This window comes from Pantoea sp. K16, assembly GCF_048452805.1.
GTDB classification, from domain to species: Bacteria; Pseudomonadota; Gammaproteobacteria; order Enterobacterales; family Enterobacteriaceae; genus Pantoea; species Pantoea agglomerans.
In genome coordinates, this window is record NZ_JBLWNV010000022.1 from 1 (window position 1) to 18,633 (window position 18,633).

The 18,633-nt window shown below is 53.8% G+C and carries 18 protein-coding genes; 4 read left to right on the top strand and 14 right to left on the bottom strand.

Annotated features, from left to right (window positions below; genetic code table 11):
* Positions 1-239: 239 nt before the first annotated feature.
* From ACK13D_RS21230 to msrP, 14 genes are all read right to left on the bottom strand, one after another.
* Positions 240-1,001: an amino acid ABC transporter ATP-binding protein gene (locus ACK13D_RS21230; protein ID WP_010699823.1), complete on the bottom strand. Its 762-nt coding sequence runs from the start codon at positions 999-1,001 to the stop codon at positions 240-242.
* Between the two features lie 8 nt (positions 1,002-1,009).
* Positions 1,010-2,110, bottom strand: a complete 1,101-nt coding sequence (locus ACK13D_RS21235; protein ID WP_010255980.1) for an amino acid ABC transporter permease — start codon at positions 2,108-2,110, stop codon at positions 1,010-1,012.
* Between the two features lie 15 nt (positions 2,111-2,125).
* Positions 2,126-3,304: an amino acid ABC transporter permease gene (locus tag ACK13D_RS21240; RefSeq protein WP_033780626.1), complete on the bottom strand. Its 1,179-nt coding sequence runs from the start codon at positions 3,302-3,304 to the stop codon at positions 2,126-2,128.
* Between the two features lie 68 nt (positions 3,305-3,372).
* On the bottom strand, positions 3,373-4,398 hold the full coding sequence (locus tag ACK13D_RS21245) for an amino acid ABC transporter substrate-binding protein (RefSeq protein ID WP_010255984.1): 1,026 nt from the start codon (positions 4,396-4,398) through the stop codon (positions 3,373-3,375).
* 543 nt (positions 4,399-4,941) lie between these two features.
* Positions 4,942-5,238: a DNA-binding transcriptional regulator Fis gene (gene fis / locus ACK13D_RS21250; protein ID WP_003855228.1), complete on the bottom strand. Its 297-nt coding sequence runs from the start codon at positions 5,236-5,238 to the stop codon at positions 4,942-4,944.
* A gap of 23 nt (positions 5,239-5,261) precedes the next feature.
* Positions 5,262-6,227, bottom strand: a complete 966-nt coding sequence (gene dusB, locus ACK13D_RS21255) for a tRNA dihydrouridine synthase DusB (RefSeq protein WP_008925814.1) — start codon at positions 6,225-6,227, stop codon at positions 5,262-5,264.
* A gap of 367 nt (positions 6,228-6,594) precedes the next feature.
* On the bottom strand, positions 6,595-7,476 hold the full coding sequence (prmA, locus tag ACK13D_RS21260) for a 50S ribosomal protein L11 methyltransferase (protein ID WP_010699821.1): 882 nt from the start codon (positions 7,474-7,476) through the stop codon (positions 6,595-6,597).
* A 16-nt stretch (positions 7,477-7,492) separates the two neighbouring features.
* Positions 7,493-8,938 (bottom strand): sodium/pantothenate symporter, encoded by a 1,446-nt coding sequence (panF, locus tag ACK13D_RS21265; protein ID WP_010256003.1) that lies wholly within the window; start codon positions 8,936-8,938, stop codon positions 7,493-7,495.
* Positions 8,928-9,170: a YhdT family protein gene (locus ACK13D_RS21270; protein WP_010256005.1), complete on the bottom strand. Its 243-nt coding sequence runs from the start codon at positions 9,168-9,170 to the stop codon at positions 8,928-8,930. Before ACK13D_RS21270 ends, panF begins: the two co-directional genes overlap by 11 nt.
* 72 nt (positions 9,171-9,242) lie before the next feature.
* Complete coding sequence (accC, locus tag ACK13D_RS21275) at positions 9,243-10,592, bottom strand: acetyl-CoA carboxylase biotin carboxylase subunit (protein WP_010256007.1); 1,350 nt, start codon at positions 10,590-10,592, stop codon at positions 9,243-9,245.
* A gap of 11 nt (positions 10,593-10,603) precedes the next feature.
* The gene (gene accB, locus ACK13D_RS21280; protein ID WP_010256009.1) at positions 10,604-11,065 is read right to left on the bottom strand and encodes an acetyl-CoA carboxylase biotin carboxyl carrier protein; all 462 of its coding nucleotides are present in this window, start codon (positions 11,063-11,065) and stop codon (positions 10,604-10,606) included.
* 25 nt (positions 11,066-11,090) lie between these two features.
* On the bottom strand, positions 11,091-11,543 hold the full coding sequence (gene aroQ, locus ACK13D_RS21285; protein ID WP_010256011.1) for a type II 3-dehydroquinate dehydratase: 453 nt from the start codon (positions 11,541-11,543) through the stop codon (positions 11,091-11,093).
* Between the two features lie 232 nt (positions 11,544-11,775).
* Positions 11,776-12,381, bottom strand: a complete 606-nt coding sequence (msrQ, locus tag ACK13D_RS21290; RefSeq protein WP_010699820.1) for a protein-methionine-sulfoxide reductase heme-binding subunit MsrQ — start codon at positions 12,379-12,381, stop codon at positions 11,776-11,778.
* The gene (msrP, locus tag ACK13D_RS21295) at positions 12,382-13,386 is read right to left on the bottom strand and encodes a protein-methionine-sulfoxide reductase catalytic subunit MsrP (RefSeq protein ID WP_033787988.1); all 1,005 of its coding nucleotides are present in this window, start codon (positions 13,384-13,386) and stop codon (positions 12,382-12,384) included.
* 286 nt (positions 13,387-13,672) lie between these two features.
* On the opposite strand from msrP, the gene csrD reads away from it, so the two are divergent.
* From csrD to mreD, 4 genes are all read left to right on the top strand, one after another.
* On the top strand, positions 13,673-15,622 hold the full coding sequence (csrD, locus tag ACK13D_RS21300) for an RNase E specificity factor CsrD (RefSeq protein WP_010699819.1): 1,950 nt from the start codon (positions 13,673-13,675) through the stop codon (positions 15,620-15,622).
* A gap of 311 nt (positions 15,623-15,933) precedes the next feature.
* Complete coding sequence (mreB, locus tag ACK13D_RS21305; protein WP_004385136.1) at positions 15,934-16,977, top strand: rod shape-determining protein MreB; 1,044 nt, start codon at positions 15,934-15,936, stop codon at positions 16,975-16,977.
* 148 nt (positions 16,978-17,125) lie between these two features.
* A complete protein-coding gene (mreC, locus tag ACK13D_RS21310) occupies positions 17,126-18,148 on the top strand; it encodes a rod shape-determining protein MreC (protein WP_010256043.1) in 1,023 nt (340 codons plus the stop codon).
* Positions 18,145-18,633 carry a rod shape-determining protein MreD gene (mreD, locus tag ACK13D_RS21315; RefSeq protein WP_010256045.1) on the top strand — a complete coding sequence of 163 codons (489 nt, stop codon included), beginning with the start codon at positions 18,145-18,147 and terminating at the stop codon, positions 18,631-18,633. The genes mreC and mreD overlap by 4 nt, the downstream gene beginning before the upstream one ends.

Below are 18,633 nucleotides of genomic sequence, written 5' to 3' on the forward strand. Positions count from 1 at the left end.
TGGTAGTGTGGGGTCTCCCCATGCGAGAGTAGGGAACTGCCAGGCATCAAATAAGAGAGAGCCCTTTGCGTATGCGAAGGGCTTTTTTCGTTGTGGCAAACCGCGATAAAACTCCCTCTTCACAGCGTATCTGTCTGTCTATTCATAACAGCAACAGGTCAGTAAGCATATTAAAGCGGCTGTTCAGGCCATAAAAAAACCCGGCACCAGGCCGGGTAGTGAGATAACTGAACGTCTGATCAGTGAATAACCTGCGATAGAAACGCCCGGGTACGCTCCGATTTTGGATTCGCAAAGAACTCCTGCGGTGGCGCGACTTCGACGATCTCTCCCCGATCCATAAAGATCACCCGGTCAGCCACCGTTCGGGCAAAGCCCATCTCATGGGTGACGCACAGCATAGTCATCCCATCCTCAGCCAGACCAATCATCGTATCCAGCACCTCTTTAACCATCTCAGGATCCAGCGCTGACGTGGGCTCATCAAACAGCATAATTTTGGGCTTCATACAGAGTGAGCGGGCGATGGCGACACGCTGCTGCTGTCCGCCAGAGAGCTGGCCCGGAAACTTATGTGCATGCTCGGCAATACGCACGCGTTGCAGATAGTGCATGGCCAGCTCATCAGCTTCCTTCTTTGGAATCTTTCTTACCCAGGAAGGTGCCAGCGTGCAGTTTTGCAGTACGGTCAGATGCGGAAAGAGATTGAAGTGCTGGAAGACCATACCGACTTCGGTGCGCACGCGCTCAATGTTACGAACGTCATCATTAAGATGGATACCGTCAACAACAATGCGGCCCTGCTGATGCTCTTCCAGATGGTTGATACAGCGGATCGTCGTCGATTTGCCGGAGCCGGAAGGTCCGCACAGTACGATGCGTTCACGGGGTTTAACCTGCAGGTTGATGTCTTTCAGTACATGGAATTGCCCGTACCATTTATTCACGTTCTCAAGCGAGATCATCAACGCGTCGGAAGAGTGTGTCATAGAGTCAGTCATGTAAAACCTCAGTGCGATGTACGCCCGGTGTGAAAGCGCTTTTCCAGATACTGGCTGTAGCGCGACATGCTAAAACAGAAGATCCAATAGACCAGTGCAGCAAAGACATAACCTTCGGTCGACATCCCCAGCCAGGTCGGATCGACCGTTGCCTGCTGGACGCTGCTGAACAGATCGAAAAGACCAATGATGATGACCAGGCTGGTATCTTTAAACAGTGCGATGATGGTATTGACCAGGCCGGGAATAGTGAGCTTCAGCGCCTGGGGCAGAATAACCAGCATCTGCGTCTTCCAGTAGCCCAGCGCCAGAGATTCGGCTGCTTCGTACTGACCTTTCGGCAGTGCCTGCAGGCCACCGCGAACCACCTCTGCCACATAGGCGGACTGGAACAGAATGACGCCGACCAGCGCGCGCACCAGCTTGTCGATGTTAGTGCCTTCAGACATAAACAGCGGCAGCATCACGGATGACATAAACAGCACGGTAATCAGCGGCACGCCGCGCCAGAACTCAATAAAGATAATCGACAGCGTGCGCACGACCGGCATGCGTGAGCGACGGCCCAGCGCCAGCAAAATACCCAGCGGCAGCGCACCGGCAATACCCACTGACGCAATAATCAGCGTCAGCGTTAATCCGCCCCATTGACGTGTTTCGACACGTTCCAGCCCCAGATAGCCGCCATACAGCAGAAACCAGACAATCACCGGATAGATGACAGCCCAGGCAGCAATGTAGCGTCCACGATACGGCAGGCTCTTCAGGAACATCGGCACAATCGACAACAGGCCGATCACCAGCGCCAGGTTAATACGCCAGCGCAATTCATGCGGGTAAAGCCCATACATGAACTGGCCGAAACGAGCATGGATAAAGACCCAACAGGCACCCTCTTTGGTGCAATCGGCGCGCGTGGTGCCGATCCAGTTTGCCTGAAAGACCAGCCAGTTCAGCGCGGGTGGAATGACGTGCCAGATAACCCAGATGCAAAACAGCGTCAGTAGCGTATTAAACCAGCTGGAAAACAGGTTTTTACGAGCCCAAAACCAGGCGCGACTGACCAGAGTCGTCGGGACGGGGGGCGTTTCATGCGTAGTCACAGACATAGTTATCCCGTTCTCTTAACGCTCAACCAGCGCAATTTTGCGGTTGTAGAAGTTCATAAGCATTGATATCAGCAGGCTGATAATCAGGTAAACGCCCATCGTGATAGCAATCGTCTCAATGGCCTGACCGGTCTGATTAAGTACCGATCCGGCGAACAGCGACACCATATCGGGATAACCGATAGCGGCGGCGAGTGAGGAGTTCTTCACGATGTTCAGATACTGGCTGGTCAGTGGCGGAATAATGACGCGCATGGCCTGAGGAATAATCACCTGGCGCAGCGTAACCGGATTAGGCAGCCCCAGCGACCGCGCTGCTTCATGCTGACCATAGGGTACCGACTGGATCCCGGAGCGGATCACTTCAGCAATAAACGACGACGTATAAATCGACAGTGCCAGCGTCAGGGCTGCCAGCTCCGGTATCATCACCGAGCCGCCACGGAAATTGAAACCGCGCAGTTGTGGCACATCCCAGTGCGTGGCTGGGCCAAACCCAATGTGTGCAAGCAAAGGAAAGAGAATCAGCATCACAACGGCAGCGGGCCATGTGCGACGTAACTGACCGGTTTTCAGCTGATGTTTACGGTTAAAGCGGTACAGGCCATAGCTCACAGCCGCGGCCAGAAGCAGTGCAATAACAAATGGCCAGCTGCCTGCTGCATAGGTCGGCCACGGAACGTAGAGTCCGCGATTACTGACATATGCCAGGTCAAAAGCATTCAGCGCCTGACGTGGGCCCGGCAGATTGCGTAAGACTGCAAAGTACCAGAAGAAGATTTGCAGCAGGGGTGGGATATTACGGAAGGTTTCGATATAGATATTCGAGAGTTTCCGCAGCAGCCAGTTGTCAGAAAGGCGGGCAAGACCGACCGCGAATCCGAGAATCGAAGCGAAAACAATACAGAGTGCAGAGACCAGCAGCGTGTTGGTTAATCCGACCAGAAACACGCGCGCGTAGGTATCTCCCTCAGTGTACTCAATCAGATGCTGAACGATGCCGAAACCGGCAGTGCGCTCAAGAAATCCAAACCCCGATGTAATACCGCGATTAGCAAGGTTAATAATGGTGTTATGCACCAGATAACCCACCACACCAAGCACCGCGACGACGGCGATGAGCTGATAAATCCAGGCGCGAACCGTGGGATTACCAAATGAAAAATCCCTTTTCACGGTTGGGCGTTGTGACATGTTGAAACCTCAGTAACGAAAGCTGGGGTAGGGCACCACAGAATAGGGTGCCCGATTAGTGAGGTCTGTTAACGTACCGGTGGTGCGTACTGAATACCGCCCTGGTTCCACAACGCATTCTGACCACGTGCAATCTTCAGTGCGCTGTCTTTACCGACGTTACGGTCAAAGCTTTCCTGATAGTTACCCACCTGCTTGACGATGTTGTAGGCCCACTTGTTATCCAGCTTCAGATCCTTACCAAAATCACCTTCGGCGCCCAGGAAGTGTGCCATGTCTGGTGTGGTTGGCTTGGCCGTCATCTGATCAACGTTCTTCGAGGAGATGCCCATCTCCTCCGCATTCAGCATGGCGTAGAGCGACCACTTCACGATGGTGAACCAGTCATCATCACCACGACGCACCAACGGCCCCAGCGGCTCTTTGGAGATCACTTCGGGCAGAACAATAAATTCGTCCGGTTTGCCCAGCTTAATGCGTAATGCGTAAAGCTGAGACTGGTCAGATGCCAGCGTATCGCAACGTCCGCTATCCAGCGCTTTAGCCGATTCATCAGAGCGGTCAAAGGTCACAGGCGTATATTGCATTTTGTTGGCTTTAAAGAAGTCCGCTACGTTCAGCTCGGTGTCGGTTCCCGCCTGAATACAGACAGTGGCACCATCCAGCTCTTTCGCACTTTTCAGGCCGGCCTTCTGGTGAGTCAGGAAGCCGATACCGTCGTAATAGTTCACGCCCGCAAACAGGAAGCCCATGCCGCCATCGCGCGATGAGGTCCAGGTGGTATTACGTGAAAGCACATCCACCTCGCCGGACTGCAGAGCGGTAAAACGCTCTTTCGCGGTCAGCGGGGTATATTTCACTTTGGTCGCATCACCAAACACAGCGGCAGCCGTCGCACGACACACATCCACATCGATACCGGTAAACTTGCCGCCAGCATCTGCATAGGAGAAGCCCGGCAAGCCGTCACTGATACCACATTGAACAAACCCTTTTTTCTTTATCGCATCCAGTGTGGTGCCTGCGTGTGCTTGCTGAGCAACGGCAACCAGCGAGGCAGCAGCGATCAGCGTAGAGAGCATCATCTTTTTCATAAAGCATCCTGTGTGGCGGGATCATGTTGTTATGTTTGCGCACTTTAGTGTGCGTTTTTCCTGTCTGTGGCGGTCAGCCATCCACGACTCTGCAAAGCTGATGCCAGGTTTGCAGGTTCCTGAATTCGTATGAAAGAACGGTTAATAATCGGAAGCACTTAGAAAGTTCCGCTAATATGGCGCACCAAAAGGAAGCAATGCGAGTCGACCCGATCACATTTAGTGCAAATAGTTTCACTATGTGGGAGCAGTGTGAGCATTCACTCAGGCAGAAATGTATGAAGAGATTGCGTTGCTTTTTAATGCGCAGAAAGTCACATACCCAGCAGTGGCGGGGATGTGAAGCGAGGTGAGGGTCAGGCAGGCACTAAGTCAAATCACAGCGGGCGAAAGCGAGAGGGTGAAATATCACGCCAGCGATTGCAACTACAGTTACCATATTACCGGAAACTGTTTCACTATTATTACCGTGGCTTTGTGCGTCGACGCACAAATAAAAACGCCAGCCCGAAGGCTGGCGTGATTTACAGACAGAACTAAAAATCAGTTCATGCCGTATTTTTTCAATTTCTTACGCAGCGTACCGCGGTTGATACCCATCATCAGGGCAGCACGGGTCTGATTGCCACGGGTATACTGCATCACCATGTCCAACAGAGGCTGCTCGACTTCAGCCAAAACCAGCTCATACAGGTCGCTCACATCCTGACCATTCAGTTGAGCAAAATAGTTCTTCAGTGCCTGTTTAACCGAATCACGCAAAGGTTTTTGAGTTACCTGATCCTGTGAGTTAACGGTTGAAACGGTCAGTACGTCAGAATTTACGCGTTGTTCGAACATAGTTCTTTCAGCTCTTTATTTCGTTACGCAAGATTTTCGAAGTATGCCTCCAACGCCTCCAGCTGTTCGCTGGCATCCTCAATGGCGTTGAATGTGCGCCGAAACTGGTCATTCGGGGCGTGCTCCTGCAGATACCAGGAGACGTGCTTTCGCGCTATACGGTATCCCTTGCCTGAACCGTAAAAGTCGTGCAGCTCACGTATATGCGAAACAAGCAAGCGCTTGACCTCTGCCATCGGCAGCGGGGCAAGCAACTCCCCAGTGTCCAGATAATGCTGGATTTCCCGGAAGATCCACGGTCTTCCCTGAGCAGCACGTCCTATCATCAGAGCATCGGCCCCTGTATAGTCGAGCACCGCTCTGGCTTTATGCGGGTCAGTTATGTCTCCATTCGCGATAATCGGAATGGAGACACTCTGCTTAACTGTCCGAATGCTGTCATATTCAGCTTCTCCGTTGAACAGGCAGGCACGAGTGCGACCATGTATCGTCAGAGCCTGTATACCGCAGCGTTCAGCCAATTGGGCAATCGCGACACAGTTCCTGTTTTCAGGATCCCAGCCAGTACGAATTTTCAGCGTAACCGGCACATTCACTGCATTAACCACTGCGGAGAGAATTGACTCCACCACGGTGGGATATTGCAGCAAGGCTGAACCCGCCATTTTGCGGTTAACCTTCTTGGCAGGGCATCCCATATTAATGTCGATGACCTGTGCACCAGCCTCAACATTAATGCGTGCAGCTTGCGCCATTTCACTGGGATCGCAACCGGCAATTTGCACGGCGCGAATGCCTGGCTCATCGCTGTGAACCATACGTAATCGAGATTTGTCGCTAGCCCAGACTTCCGGGTTTGAAGACAACATCTCAGAAACTGCCATGCCTGCACCCATTTCGTGACACAGCGCCCTGAACGGCCTGTCGGTAATACCGGCCATCGGTGCTGCAATCAGTCGATTTCTCAGCTGGAGGTTTCCAATACGCATGAAGTCAGAATGGCCATACTGTGTCTGCAAGGCGGCGTATATTACGCATTTTTGCAGGAAGATGAAAGGCCAAACTTTGAACAATCAGCAAGAAAGATCAATGAAATCCGGGCCATGATCGATGCGCATATTTATTAAGCTTAAATATCAATCACTTAACAATTTATGCTGAAATTGTGAGCAAAAGTTTTTCCAGAAAAGTACGTCAATTCGCCAGATAAAAAACGTCACATGCCGTGATTAACGATACAAGCATCCATTTCAAATCGGGAAAGCCCGCAACTTACGCTACGGGCTGGCTGAATGTTCTGTTAAGGCACTTTGTTACGGGCAGCGCGATATCAGAGGGGGCAGACAGGCGCTATATTCAGGATTTAATCCCGGTAATCCGGCACCACTCCTCTTTAACCGCAACCGGGTCGAGCGTGAACTCGCTGACATACGCTTCGCAGACGCTCTCTGCCTGGCTCTCTAACACGCCCGAGAGTCCCAGATGACCGCCAGACTTCGGCAGTACGCTGATCAGCGGGGCCAGTTCACGTAGCGGGCCGGCCAGGATATTGGCCACCACCACATCAGCCTGCAGATTTTCGGGTTGCTGGTGGGGCAGATAGAGCGACAGGCGATCAGAGACGCCGTTGCGCTCAGCATTATCCCGGCTGGCCTGAATAGCCTGCGGATCGATATCAATCCCGATCGCCTGAGCCGCACCCAGCTTCAGTGCGGCGATCGCCAGGATCCCCGAACCACAGCCGAAATCGATCACCGTTTTGCCCACCAGATCCAGCCCGTCAAGCCAGGTAAGGCAGAGTGAGGTGGTCGGATGCGTGCCGGTCCCAAACGCCAGGCCGGGATCGAGCATCACGTTGACGGCATCAGGATCCGGCACATCACGCCAGCTCGGACAGATCCAGAGCCGCTCACCGAAGCGCATCGGATGGAAGTTTTCCATCCATTCGCGCTCCCAGTCTTTATCTTCGATCTGCTCGATCCGGTGACGAAAACCGGCGCCCAGCAACGGATGCTGCGCCAGTTCGGCGGTAATCGCGGCCATATCAGTTTCTGCATCGAACAGGCCGATAACATCGGTATCGCCCCACAGGCGGGTTTCACCTGGCAGCGGCTCATACACCGGCGTGTCGTTGGTATCCTGAAAGGTCACTGAAACCGCACCAATGTCCATCAGCGCATCGCTCAGCGTTTCCGCGTGTTCACCTGAGCTATTAATTTTGATTTGAATCCACGGCATAACGTCTCTCTTTCCGTCAATGTTGCGGCGCGTCGACCGTTTGCGGCGCGCGTCCAAACAGGTTGCCCACTAAAAATGCCAGCAGGCTTAAAAGCAGTGAGGGCACAATGGGATGAAAACCCAGAATCTGCAGGTTCAGGCTCGCCAGAAAAGCGTAGCAGCCTCCACCCACCACCATGCCGGTGATGGCGCCTGCGGCATTAGCGCGTTCCCAGTAGAGACCCAGTACCAGCGGCCAGAGGAAAACCGCCTCAAGGCCGCCAAAGGCCAGCAGGTTGAGCCAGATAATCATATCGGGTGGATTCCAGGCCGCAATCAGCAGCAGGAGACCCAGTGCGAACGTAATGGTGCCAGATAACAGCCGCAGCCGCGTCTCATTTTCCATCTGCTGTGGGGCAACACGCAGATAGAGATCTTTGATCAGCGTAGCCGAAGCCTGTAACAGCTGGGCATTAATGGTCGACATAATGGCGGCCATGGGGGCTGCCAGAAACAGTCCGGCAGCTAACGGTGGCAGCACAGTGATCATCAGGGTGGGTATAACACTATCCGGCACGGTCAGATTCGGCAGTATCGCCCGGCCCAGCGCACCGGCCAAATGCATTCCCAGCATCAGGATCACCACCACAATGGTACCCAGAATAATGGCCCGATGGACTGCCTTGCTGTCTTTATAAGAGATGCAGCGCACCGCAGTATGCGGCAAGCCAATCACCCCAAAGCAGACCAGCACGACAAATGAACTGAGGAAGGTCGGCGTTATAATCTCACCCGGTCCCTGCGGCGACAGCAGAGCGGGATCAATGTCATGCAGTTTCTGCACGGCCGTGCTCAGGCCGCCAGCCTGATGAATCACCGCGAACAGCAGCAGAAATGTGCCAATCAGCATCACGATGCCCTGCATGGCGTCATTGAGAACGCTGGCACGGAACCCGCCAAAAGCGGTGTAGAGCGCAATAGTGCCGCCAAAAATCAGCAGACCCGTGTCATACGGGATGCCTGCGGCGGTTTCGAGCAGCCGCGCGCCGCCAATAAACTGCACTGTCATGGCACCGATAAAGGCAACCAGCAGGCTCAGACTTGCCAGCCAGATCAGCAGCGGGCTCTGATAGCGGGCGTAGAGCATGTCATTCAGCGTCACCGCATTATGCTTACGCGCCAGGATGGCAAACTTTTTCCCCAGCACACCCAGCGAGAGCCAGACGGCGGGCACCTGCACCATCGCCAGCAATACCCATCCCAGCCCATATTTGTAGGCGGCACCGGGACCACCAATAAACGAGCTGGCGCTGATATAGGTGGTGGTGAGCGTCATCGCCAGCACAAATCCGCCCATGGAGCGGCTGCCAAGGAAATATTCAGTGAGGAAGCTACCCTCGCGCCTTTTGCGCACGGCAAACACCGACAGCGCGGCAATCAACACCAGATAAATTAGTAACGGCAGGATAATTTCACTGTTCATTTGTGTCCTCCAGCGGCATGTCGCGGAAAATTAACCGCACCATCATCCAGCACAGGAATATGAACAACAGGGGAGCAAACAGGCAGGAGAGTTCAAACCAGCGCGGCAGGCCGGTGATACCAATTTCACTGCCACCCAGCCAGGCAGAAAGCCCCCAGGCAGCGAGCCAGAGCAGGGTGAGGTAGAGCGACCAGCGCGCCTCTTTATGTGCCTGTATAAAACGAGCATCCATGATTCAACCTTAACGCCAGCGGCAAAAGAAAAAGGCCGGATTAACCGGCCTCTGACTGACTCAGCGTTGCGTTTACTTCTCGTGCAAGCCGAGTTTTTTCTCCAGATAGTGGATATTGGTTCCACCGTGCTGGAAGTTTTCGTCGGACATGATTTTCATCTGCAGTTCAACGTTGGTTTTGATACCGTCGATGATCAGTTCCGCCAGCGCATTCTTCATGCGGGCGATAGCCACGTCGCGCGTTTCGCCATAGGTGATCAGCTTACCGATCATGGAGTCGTAATACGGCGGTACGGTGTAGCCTGAGTAAATATGCGACTCCCAGCGCACGCCAAAACCGCCTGGCGCATGGAAGCGGGTGATTTTACCCGGACTTGGCAGGAAGGTGACCGGATCTTCAGCGTTAATACGGCACTCGACCGCATGTCCGCGAATAACCACTTCGTCCTGTTTGATCGACAGTGGCTGACCCGCAGCAATGCGCAGCTGCTCTTTGATCAGATCCACACCGGTGATCATCTCGGTCACCGGATGTTCCACCTGAATACGGGTGTTCATCTCAATGAAGTAGAACTCACCGTTTTCGTACAGAAACTCGAAGGTACCTGCGCCACGATAGCCAATCTCAATACAGGCTTTGGCACAACGATTGCCGATAAAGCTGCGCTGTTCTTCAGTAATACCTGGGCCTGGCGCTTCTTCAACCACTTTCTGGTGACGACGCTGCATAGAGCAGTCACGTTCGCCCAGATAGATCGCGTTGCCCTGGCCGTCAGCCAGAACCTGAATCTCGATGTGGCGCGGATTCTCCAGATACTTCTCCATGTAAACCATGTCGTTGCTGAAAGCCGCTTTGGCTTCCGCTTTCGTCATGTTGATGGATTGTTCCAGATCTTTGTCGCTGCGCACAACGCGCATACCACGACCGCCGCCGCCGCCAGAGGCTTTGATGATGACCGGATAACCGATGCGCTTCGCAAAGGCACGGTTTTTTTCCATATCATCGGTCAGCGAACCGTCAGAACCGGGTACGGTTGGGACGCCTGCTTTCTTCATCGCATTAATCGCAGAGACTTTGTCGCCCATCAGGCGAATGGTGTCTGCTTTCGGACCGATAAAGATAAAGCCGGAGCGCTCAACCTGCTCAGCAAAATCGGCATTCTCAGAGAGGAAGCCGTAGCCAGGGTGAATCGCCACCGCGCCGGTGATCTCTGCAGCAGAGATCAGCGCCGGGATGTTGAGGTAACTTTTAACTGACTGCGCCGGGCCGATGCAGACGGTTTCGTCTGCCAGCAGCACGTGCTTCAGGTCACGATCCGCGCTTGAGTGTACCGCAACAGTCTTGATGCCCAGTTCTTTACAGGCACGCAGAATGCGCAGCGCAATCTCACCACGGTTAGCAATAACAATTTTATCCAGCATGATCTGCCCCGTTACTCGATGATAACCAGTGGCTCGTCAAATTCGACCGGCTGACCGCTTTCAACCAGGATCGCTTTCACTACACCTGATTTGTCAGCTTCGATCTGGTTCATCATTTTCATGGCTTCGACGATGCACAAGGTATCGCCGGCATTCACTTTCTGGCCGACTTCCACAAAGGCTTTCGCATCCGGGCTCGGCGTACGGTAGAAGGTCCCTACCATTGGTGAACGCACGATGTGACCGCTGATTTCAGCCGGTGCCGCTTCGGCAACTGCTGCAACAGGAGCAACAGCTGTTGCCAGAGCAGGCTGTTGAACCGGCGCAGCGTAAGTCTGCTGCATCATCGGGTAACCCACGTTTGCAGGTGCACGGCTGATGCGAACGGACTCTTCACCTTCAGAAATTTCCAGCTCTGAAATGCCAGACTCTTCAACCAGTTCGATCAGTTTTTTAATTTTACGAATATCCATGAGTGGGGTTCCGTACTCAGTTTGATTAATTAGTTTGAGACAGGCGTTTTACTGCCGTTTGTAAAGCCCATGTGTAGCCGTCAGCGCCAAGCCCACAGATCACGCCAGCAGAGACATCAGAAAGATAGGAGTGATGGCGGAAGGGCTCGCGGGCATGCACGTTGGAGAGATGAACCTCGATAAACGGTATTTCTACCGCCAGCAGGGCATCACGTAGTGCGACACTGGTATGGGTAAACGCGGCAGGATTAATAATGATGTAATCCACATTGCCTTTGGCCTCATGAATGCGATCAATCAGCTGAAATTCAGCATTGGTTTGCAGGTGGCTCAATTCCACATTCAACTGGTCTGCCTGACGCGTCAAATCGTCAACGATCTGACGCAGCGTGGTATGACCATACTTCTCAGGTTCACGCGTTCCCAACAGGTTCAGGTTGGGTCCGTTTAAAAGCAGAATATGTAATTTATGCGCCATCGTGCTGCCATCTCCCGCAATCATTGAGGCATCGCGTAAAATACCTTGCGAATCTTCATTTGTCACCTTTGAGAATGAAAAAGAAGACCCGACGAGCAATAAAGCCGGGCATTATATCCGTTTCGTGTCATTTCGCAGCAAAATACTGGTCTTATCTGCGAAGATGATCGGATGTGGCCTGCGGGCCACATCTTTTATCAGAAAACAGCAGAGGAAAACAACGGGTGAAGCGCTAGCGAGGCCACCATTTGAGAAATTTTTTGTAACGCCAGGCTAACAGTATTGCAGCAAGTAGTGCGTAGATAAGTGGCTGGGGTGACACGGTTTTCACTGACCAGATATAGTGAATCGGCACCAGAATGGCCACCAGATAGACCGCGTTGTGCAGAGTTTGCCAGCGCTTACCGAGCTTGCGCTGAGCGCGCTGAAACGACGTCAGCGCCAGGGCCAGTAATATCAGCCAGCTGATAATCCCCAGTGTCAGATAGGGACGGGAAATCAGCTCGCTGCCCAGCAGACGCAGATTGTCAGCGCCCAGCTCCAGCAGGTAATAGCTCAGCAGATGGAGAGAAGCCCAGACAAACGTCCAGACGCCAAGCAGACGCCGGGTGCGGATTAACAGCGGTTGCCTGCCATAACGTGCCAGCGGTGAGACCAGCAGCGTACCCAGCAGCAGTTTCAGCGCCATGCGGCCGGTAAAATGCTGAATATCTTTTGCCGGATCCGCACTCAGGCCGCCCTGCATCGCGGCAAGAACCAGATAAACCAACGGCAACAGGGCCGCCAGATGCAGAATCACCTTAAGCCAGGTGATCTGTTTTATCGACAGGCGTACCACCTAGTAATTCCCCCGTAAATCCAGGCCACGATAGAGCGACGCAACCTGTTCGGCATAGCCGTTAAACAGCAGCGTTGGCTGACGTTCGACCTTCAGACTTCCGCCCGGGCCAATAAATCGCTCAGTGGCCTGCGACCAGCGTGGATGATTAACATGCGGATTCACATTGGCATAAAAACCATATTCATCTGCGGCGATCTGATTCCAGGTCGTTGGTGGCTGATTTGCGGTCAGGGTGATTTTGACAATCGACTTAATGCCCTTAAAACCATATTTCCACGGCACCGTCAGGCGAATCGGCGCGCCATTCTGCGGCGGCAGCGCTTTGCCATAGACGCCGGTGGTCAGAATGGTCAGCGGATGCATGGCTTCATCCAGACGTAAACCTTCGACATAGGGATAATTGAGTCCGCCGCCAATAAAGCGATCTTTCTGACCTGGCATCTGCTCAGGATCGTACAGTGTCTGAAAGGCGACAAAACGCGCTTTGCTGGTGGGTTCCGCCAGAGAGATAAGCTTATTCAGCTCGAAGCCTATCCAGGGCACCACCATCGACCAGGCCTCCACGCAGCGCATGCGATAGATTCGCTGCTCCATGGCAAACCGTTTAAAGATGTCATCCATATCCAGGGTCACGGGTTTAGCCACTTCGCCATCAATGGTCAGTTTCCAGGGTTCTGTTTTCAGCGTACCGGCATTGGCAGCCGGATCGGCCTTATCCAGCCCGAACTCATAGAAGTTGTTATAGCCGGAAACTTTATCCGCAGGCGTTAAGGTCAGATCGGCCTGATATTGCGCTGGTTTGGTAAAGTCCAGCGGCCGGCCTGCTGGCGCGGGTGGGCGATCGTTGCCTTTGAACCAGCTGAGAATATCGGCTTGCGCCACGCCCGGCATACCCATCGCCGCTGCGCTCAGTCCCAGCGTTTTCAGCACCTGGCGGCGCTTCATGTTAAAAATGCTTTCCGGCGTTACGTCGGCTTCGGTCAGACGGGGTGTGCGTTTCATGGTGCCTTCTCCAGACAGGATGTCATTAACCAGCATGATGACTATTACTGATATCAGCCAGTTTCGCCCTGAAAATGTGAAATTTCCTGGCTGGCCGGTACGATGAGAATGCACCGAAAAGTGCCAGGATCAACGTCAGCGATGATATCCCGACGATATACTTCGGCTTCATACGTCCCGGCGCTGTCGGCAACGGCAAATTATGCTATTTTTGCTCGCGTTTTCGTCAGGCTGACGGTACAAGGTTGGGTGATCCGGTTATCACCGCAGTAATACAGGCACAGGGATGCGATTAACCACAAAATTATCTGCGTTTATTACCTTTTTAAGCCTGCTGGCCATGTCGTTGATGCTGGCAGGCTGTGCATTCAGTGTTTTCTGGTTCAGTCATCAGCGGGTTGAACATCGGGCGCAGATACTGGCGACCGAAGTGGATCAGGCGATGTTCACCCAGACGCCGGCAGAGCTGCATGTCTGGCTCACGCGTATGATGCCGATAATGAATGCCGAGCAGATTTCCCTTCACAACGGCAGGCAGACTTTCCTTACCCTCTCCCGACACGAAAACCAGATGCTGGAAGACGAGCCTAATCGTTTTATCCAGGTCGATGTGCCTTTGATGCACCAGACGGGGTTAGAGCTGCGGGTCGTCACCCTTGATCCTGCCAAAACCTGGCTGCGCTCCATTACCGGCACCTCTACGCTGGGCATCCTGTTTACCGTCATGCTGGTGATGAGTCTGGTGCTGCTGCTGATGCATCGCTGGCTCAGTCGTCAGTGGCGCGGTATGGAGCATCTTGAAGTGCGGGCAGAGGCGATTATCAGCGGTGAGCGCGGCGTAATGCCGAAACGCGGTGCGGATGAGTGGCCACCGAGAGCGAGCCGCGCACTGGATGTGTTGCTGGCGGATCTGCAGGAAGCGGGCGAGCAGCGTCTGCGTATCGACACGCTGATCCGCACCTTTGCTGCGCAGGATGGACGCACCGGTCTCAACAACCGGCTGTTCTTTGATAACCAGCTCGCCACCCTGCTAGAGGATCAGGAAGCTGTCGGCACCCATGGTGTGGTGATGATGGTGCGCCTGCCCGATCTGGACACGCTGAAGGATTCGCTGGAGCCGGGGCTGGTTGAGGAGTACCTCTTCAATTTCGTCAACATGCTTTCCACCTTTGTGCTGCGCTATCCTGGCGCCCTGCTGGCACGCTATTTCCGCAGTGATTTTGCCGTGCTACTGCCGCATCGCAGTCTTAAAGAGGCAAACAGTATTGCGGATCAGCTGATCAATGCTGTTGATTCTCTGCCGCCGATGCGGCTGGTTAATCGTGATGATCTCATTCATATCGGTATCAGCGCCTGGCACAGCGGGCAGACTGTGCCGCAGGTGATGGAAAATGCCGAAATGGCTACCCGACGTGCGGCACTGCTGGGCGGCAACAACTGGACCAATGGTGCCGGAAATCCGCAGGACGCCGGGCGGGGTAGTGTGCGCTGGCGAACCCTGCTGGAGAACACGCTTAGCCGTGGCGGCCCGCGGCTCTATCATAAACCCACCGTCAATATTGAGGGTAAGGTACAGCACCGGGTGATGCTGACCCGCATCTTCGACGGCGATAAAGAAGTGCTGGCCGCAGAATATATGCCCCTGGTACAGCAGCTCGGCATGGCTGATGGCTGGGATCGCCAGTTAATGACTCGCATTGCGGCACTCTCTGAACTCTGGCCAGAAGAGACGCTGGTGATCCCGGTGACGATTACCTCGCTTCTGCAGCGCTCTTTTGTCCTCTGGCTGCAGAACATGCTGCTGCAGTGCCCGAAAGCGCAAAGAAAACGATTTTTATTTGAACTTGCCGAGGCAGATGTTTGTCAACACATCAACCGTTTAACGCCAGTTTTCCGCGCACTTAAGGCTTTTGGCTGTCGGGTTGCGGTAAATCAGGCGGGTTTAACCGTGGTAAGCAGCGCCTACATACGACAGCTGCCGCTGGAACTGATCAAGCTTGATGCCGGTCTGGTACGCAATATTGAGCGCCGGACTGAAAATCAGCTGTTTGTGCAGAGTCTGCTGGAAGTCTGTAAATGTACGGGCATTCAGGTGTTTGCTACCGGTGTCCGCACTAAAGCGGAGTGGCAAACTTTAGTCGCGTTGGGCGTAGCAGGTGGGCAGGGCGACTTTTTTGCTCCCTCGCTTCCGGTTAACAGTAACGTGAAGAAGTATTCACAACGTTACCGTATTTAATGAATTGCGGTCGTACTGACGGAAATTTACGGTTTTTTTTAATGTTTATCCGCGTCTGAACCTCTGAACTTACTGCCGGAAATGTTAGATTTTATGTCGGACAGGGCGAGGGGAAATAGCGTGAAATGCAGTGCTGATGGCGTCTGGTCGCCATTCTGCTGTTGTGGATCGCCAGTTCAGATGACTTAAACGCAATCAGGCGTCTTTTTTCACCGAAGCAGAACGTTTTTGCGCCTTGTGGCAGCTTCGTGTGGTTGGTAAAGTAAGCGGATTTTATTTTCCGCCCCCAGCTTGCAGGATTACCCCTTAGTATGTTTAAAAAATTTCGTGGCATGTTTTCCAACGACTTGTCCATTGACCTGGGTACCGCGAATACCCTGATTTACGTGAAAGGACAGGGCATCGTACTGAACGAGCCCTCCGTCGTCGCTATTCGACAGGATCGTGCCGGTTCACCGAAAAGTGTTGCGGCCGTAGGTCATGAGGCCAAACAGATGCTTGGCCGTACGCCAGGCAATATCGCAGCGATTCGTCCGATGAAAGATGGCGTTATCGCTGACTTCTTCGTGACCGAAAAGATGCTGCAACACTTCATCAAGCAGGTTCACAGCAACAGTTTTATGCGTCCCAGCCCGCGTGTGCTGGTCTGCGTACCCGTCGGGGCAACACAGGTTGAACGCCGCGCGATTCGTGAATCCGCTCAGGGCGCAGGCGCGCGTGAAGTATTTCTGATTGAAGAGCCGATGGCTGCAGCAATTGGTGCGGGTCTGCCCGTTTCAGAAGCGACCGGCTCAATGGTGGTGGATATTGGTGGCGGTACCACAGAAGTGGCGGTGATCTCGCTGAACGGTGTGGTCTACTCCTCGTCAGTGCGTATTGGTGGCGATCGTTTCGATGAAGCTATTATTAATTATGTGCGTCGTAACTACGGTTCACTGATCGGCGAAGCGACCGCAGAACGTATTAAGCATGAGATCGGTTCAGCCTATCCGGGTGATGAAGTCCGTGAGATCGAAGTGCGTGGTCGTAACCTGGCAGAAGGTGTACCGCGCGGCTTTACACTGAACTCTAATGAAATTCTGGAAGCGCTGCAGGAGCCATTAACCGGCATCGTTAGCGCGGTGATGGTTGCCCTTGAGCAGTGTCCGCCTGAGCTGGCTTCAGATATTTCGGAGCGCGGCATGGTGCTGACCGGCGGTGGTGCGTTACTGCGCAACCTGGATCGTCTGCTGATGGAAGAGACGGGCATTCCGGTTGTGGTTGCTGAGGATCCACTGACCTGTGTGGCTCGCGGTGGCGGCAAAGCGCTGGAAATGATCGACATGCATGGCGGCGATTTGTTCAGCGAAGAATAATTGCCTCAACCGGCTAAGAACGCAATGATCATGCGAGGGAGTGGCATGTGAACCGGCGCAATCTGTGCCGGTGCAGTGCGTTCAGCCCAGGGAAGCACGGTGTTACGCCGTCGCTTCCTCTCCTGTTGTCGAGGATCACGCAGATTATATGAAGCCGATTTTTAGCAGGGGACCTTCCCTGCAGTTGCGTCTATTCCTGGCGGTTATCGTGGCGATTGCCATTATCATTGCCGACAGCCGTGTGGGTTCTTTCACCCAAATACGCAACTATCTGGATACGTCGGTCAGTCCGTTTTACTTCCTGGCCAATGGGCCACGTCAGCTGCTGGATGGCGTGTCAGAGTCGCTGGCGTCGCGTCAGCAACTCGAGCAGGAAAACAAAGCGTTACGTCGTGAGCTCTTCCTGAAAAACAGTAACCTGCTAATGCTGGGGCAATATAAGCAGGAAAACGCACGCCTGCGTGAACTGCTGGGTTCACCGCTGCGTCAGGATGAGCAAAAGATGGTGACACAGGTCATTTCTACCGGCACCGATCCTTACACCGACCAGGTGGTAATCGACAAAGGCAGCGTTAACGGCGTCTATGAAGGCCAGCCGGTCATCAGTGATAAAGGGGTAGTCGGTCAGGTCATCGCTGTCGGACAACTCACCAGCCGTGTTCTGCTGATCTGCGATGCGTCACATGCCCTGCCGATTCAGGTGCTGCGTAATGACATCCGTGTCATTGCCGCAGGTAACGGCTGTACTGAAGATCTTCAGCTTGAGCATCTGCCGGGTAATACGGACATTCGGGTCGGCGATGTGCTGGTGACTTCAGGTATCGGTGGCCGATTCCCTGAAGGCTATCCGGTGGGTGTGGTTTCTTCGGTAAAAGTGGATACCCAACGCGCCTATACGGTGATTCAGGCGCATCCGACCGCGGGTCTGCAGCGTCTGCGTTACCTGCTGCTGCTGTGGGGTGCCGATCGCAATGGTGATATGCCGCTGCCGCAGGATGAAGTTCATCGCGTTGCGAACGAGCGTCTGATGCAGATGATGCCGCAGGTCTTACCGCCTGCGGGAGAAATGGGCCCGCCTGCGCCTGCCGTACAGATGGGACCGCCTGCACCGTCAGCTACCAGCAGCAGTGGACAAAGCAACTCCTCGCGTTCACGCGGGGGGCAGCCTTGAGTCGATATCGCAGCCAGGGACGTTGGGTCATCTGGCTTTCCTTCCTGGTTGCGCTTGTCCTGCAGATCATGCCCTGGCCGGATGAAATTTATATGTTCCGGCCCTCATGGCTACTGTTGATCCTTATCTATTGGGTGCTCGCACTGCCGCATCGGGTCAATGTCGGCAGCGGATTTGTGCTGGGTGCCATCATGGATCTGATTGCGGGTTCCACACTCGGCGTGCGTGCGCTGGCGCTCAGTATCATCGCCTACCTGATTGCCTTTAAGTTCCAGTTATTCCGCAACTTAGCGTTGTGGCAGCAAGCGTTAATGGTTATGGTGCTGTCGCTGGCGATGGATGTGATTGTCTTCTGGGCTGAATTCCTGGTAATCAACGTTTCATTCCGACCTGAAATTTTCTGGAGCAGTGTCGTCGACGGTATTCTCTGGCCCTGGCTATTCTTATTAATGAGAAAAATTCGTCGTCAGTTCGCTGTTCAATAA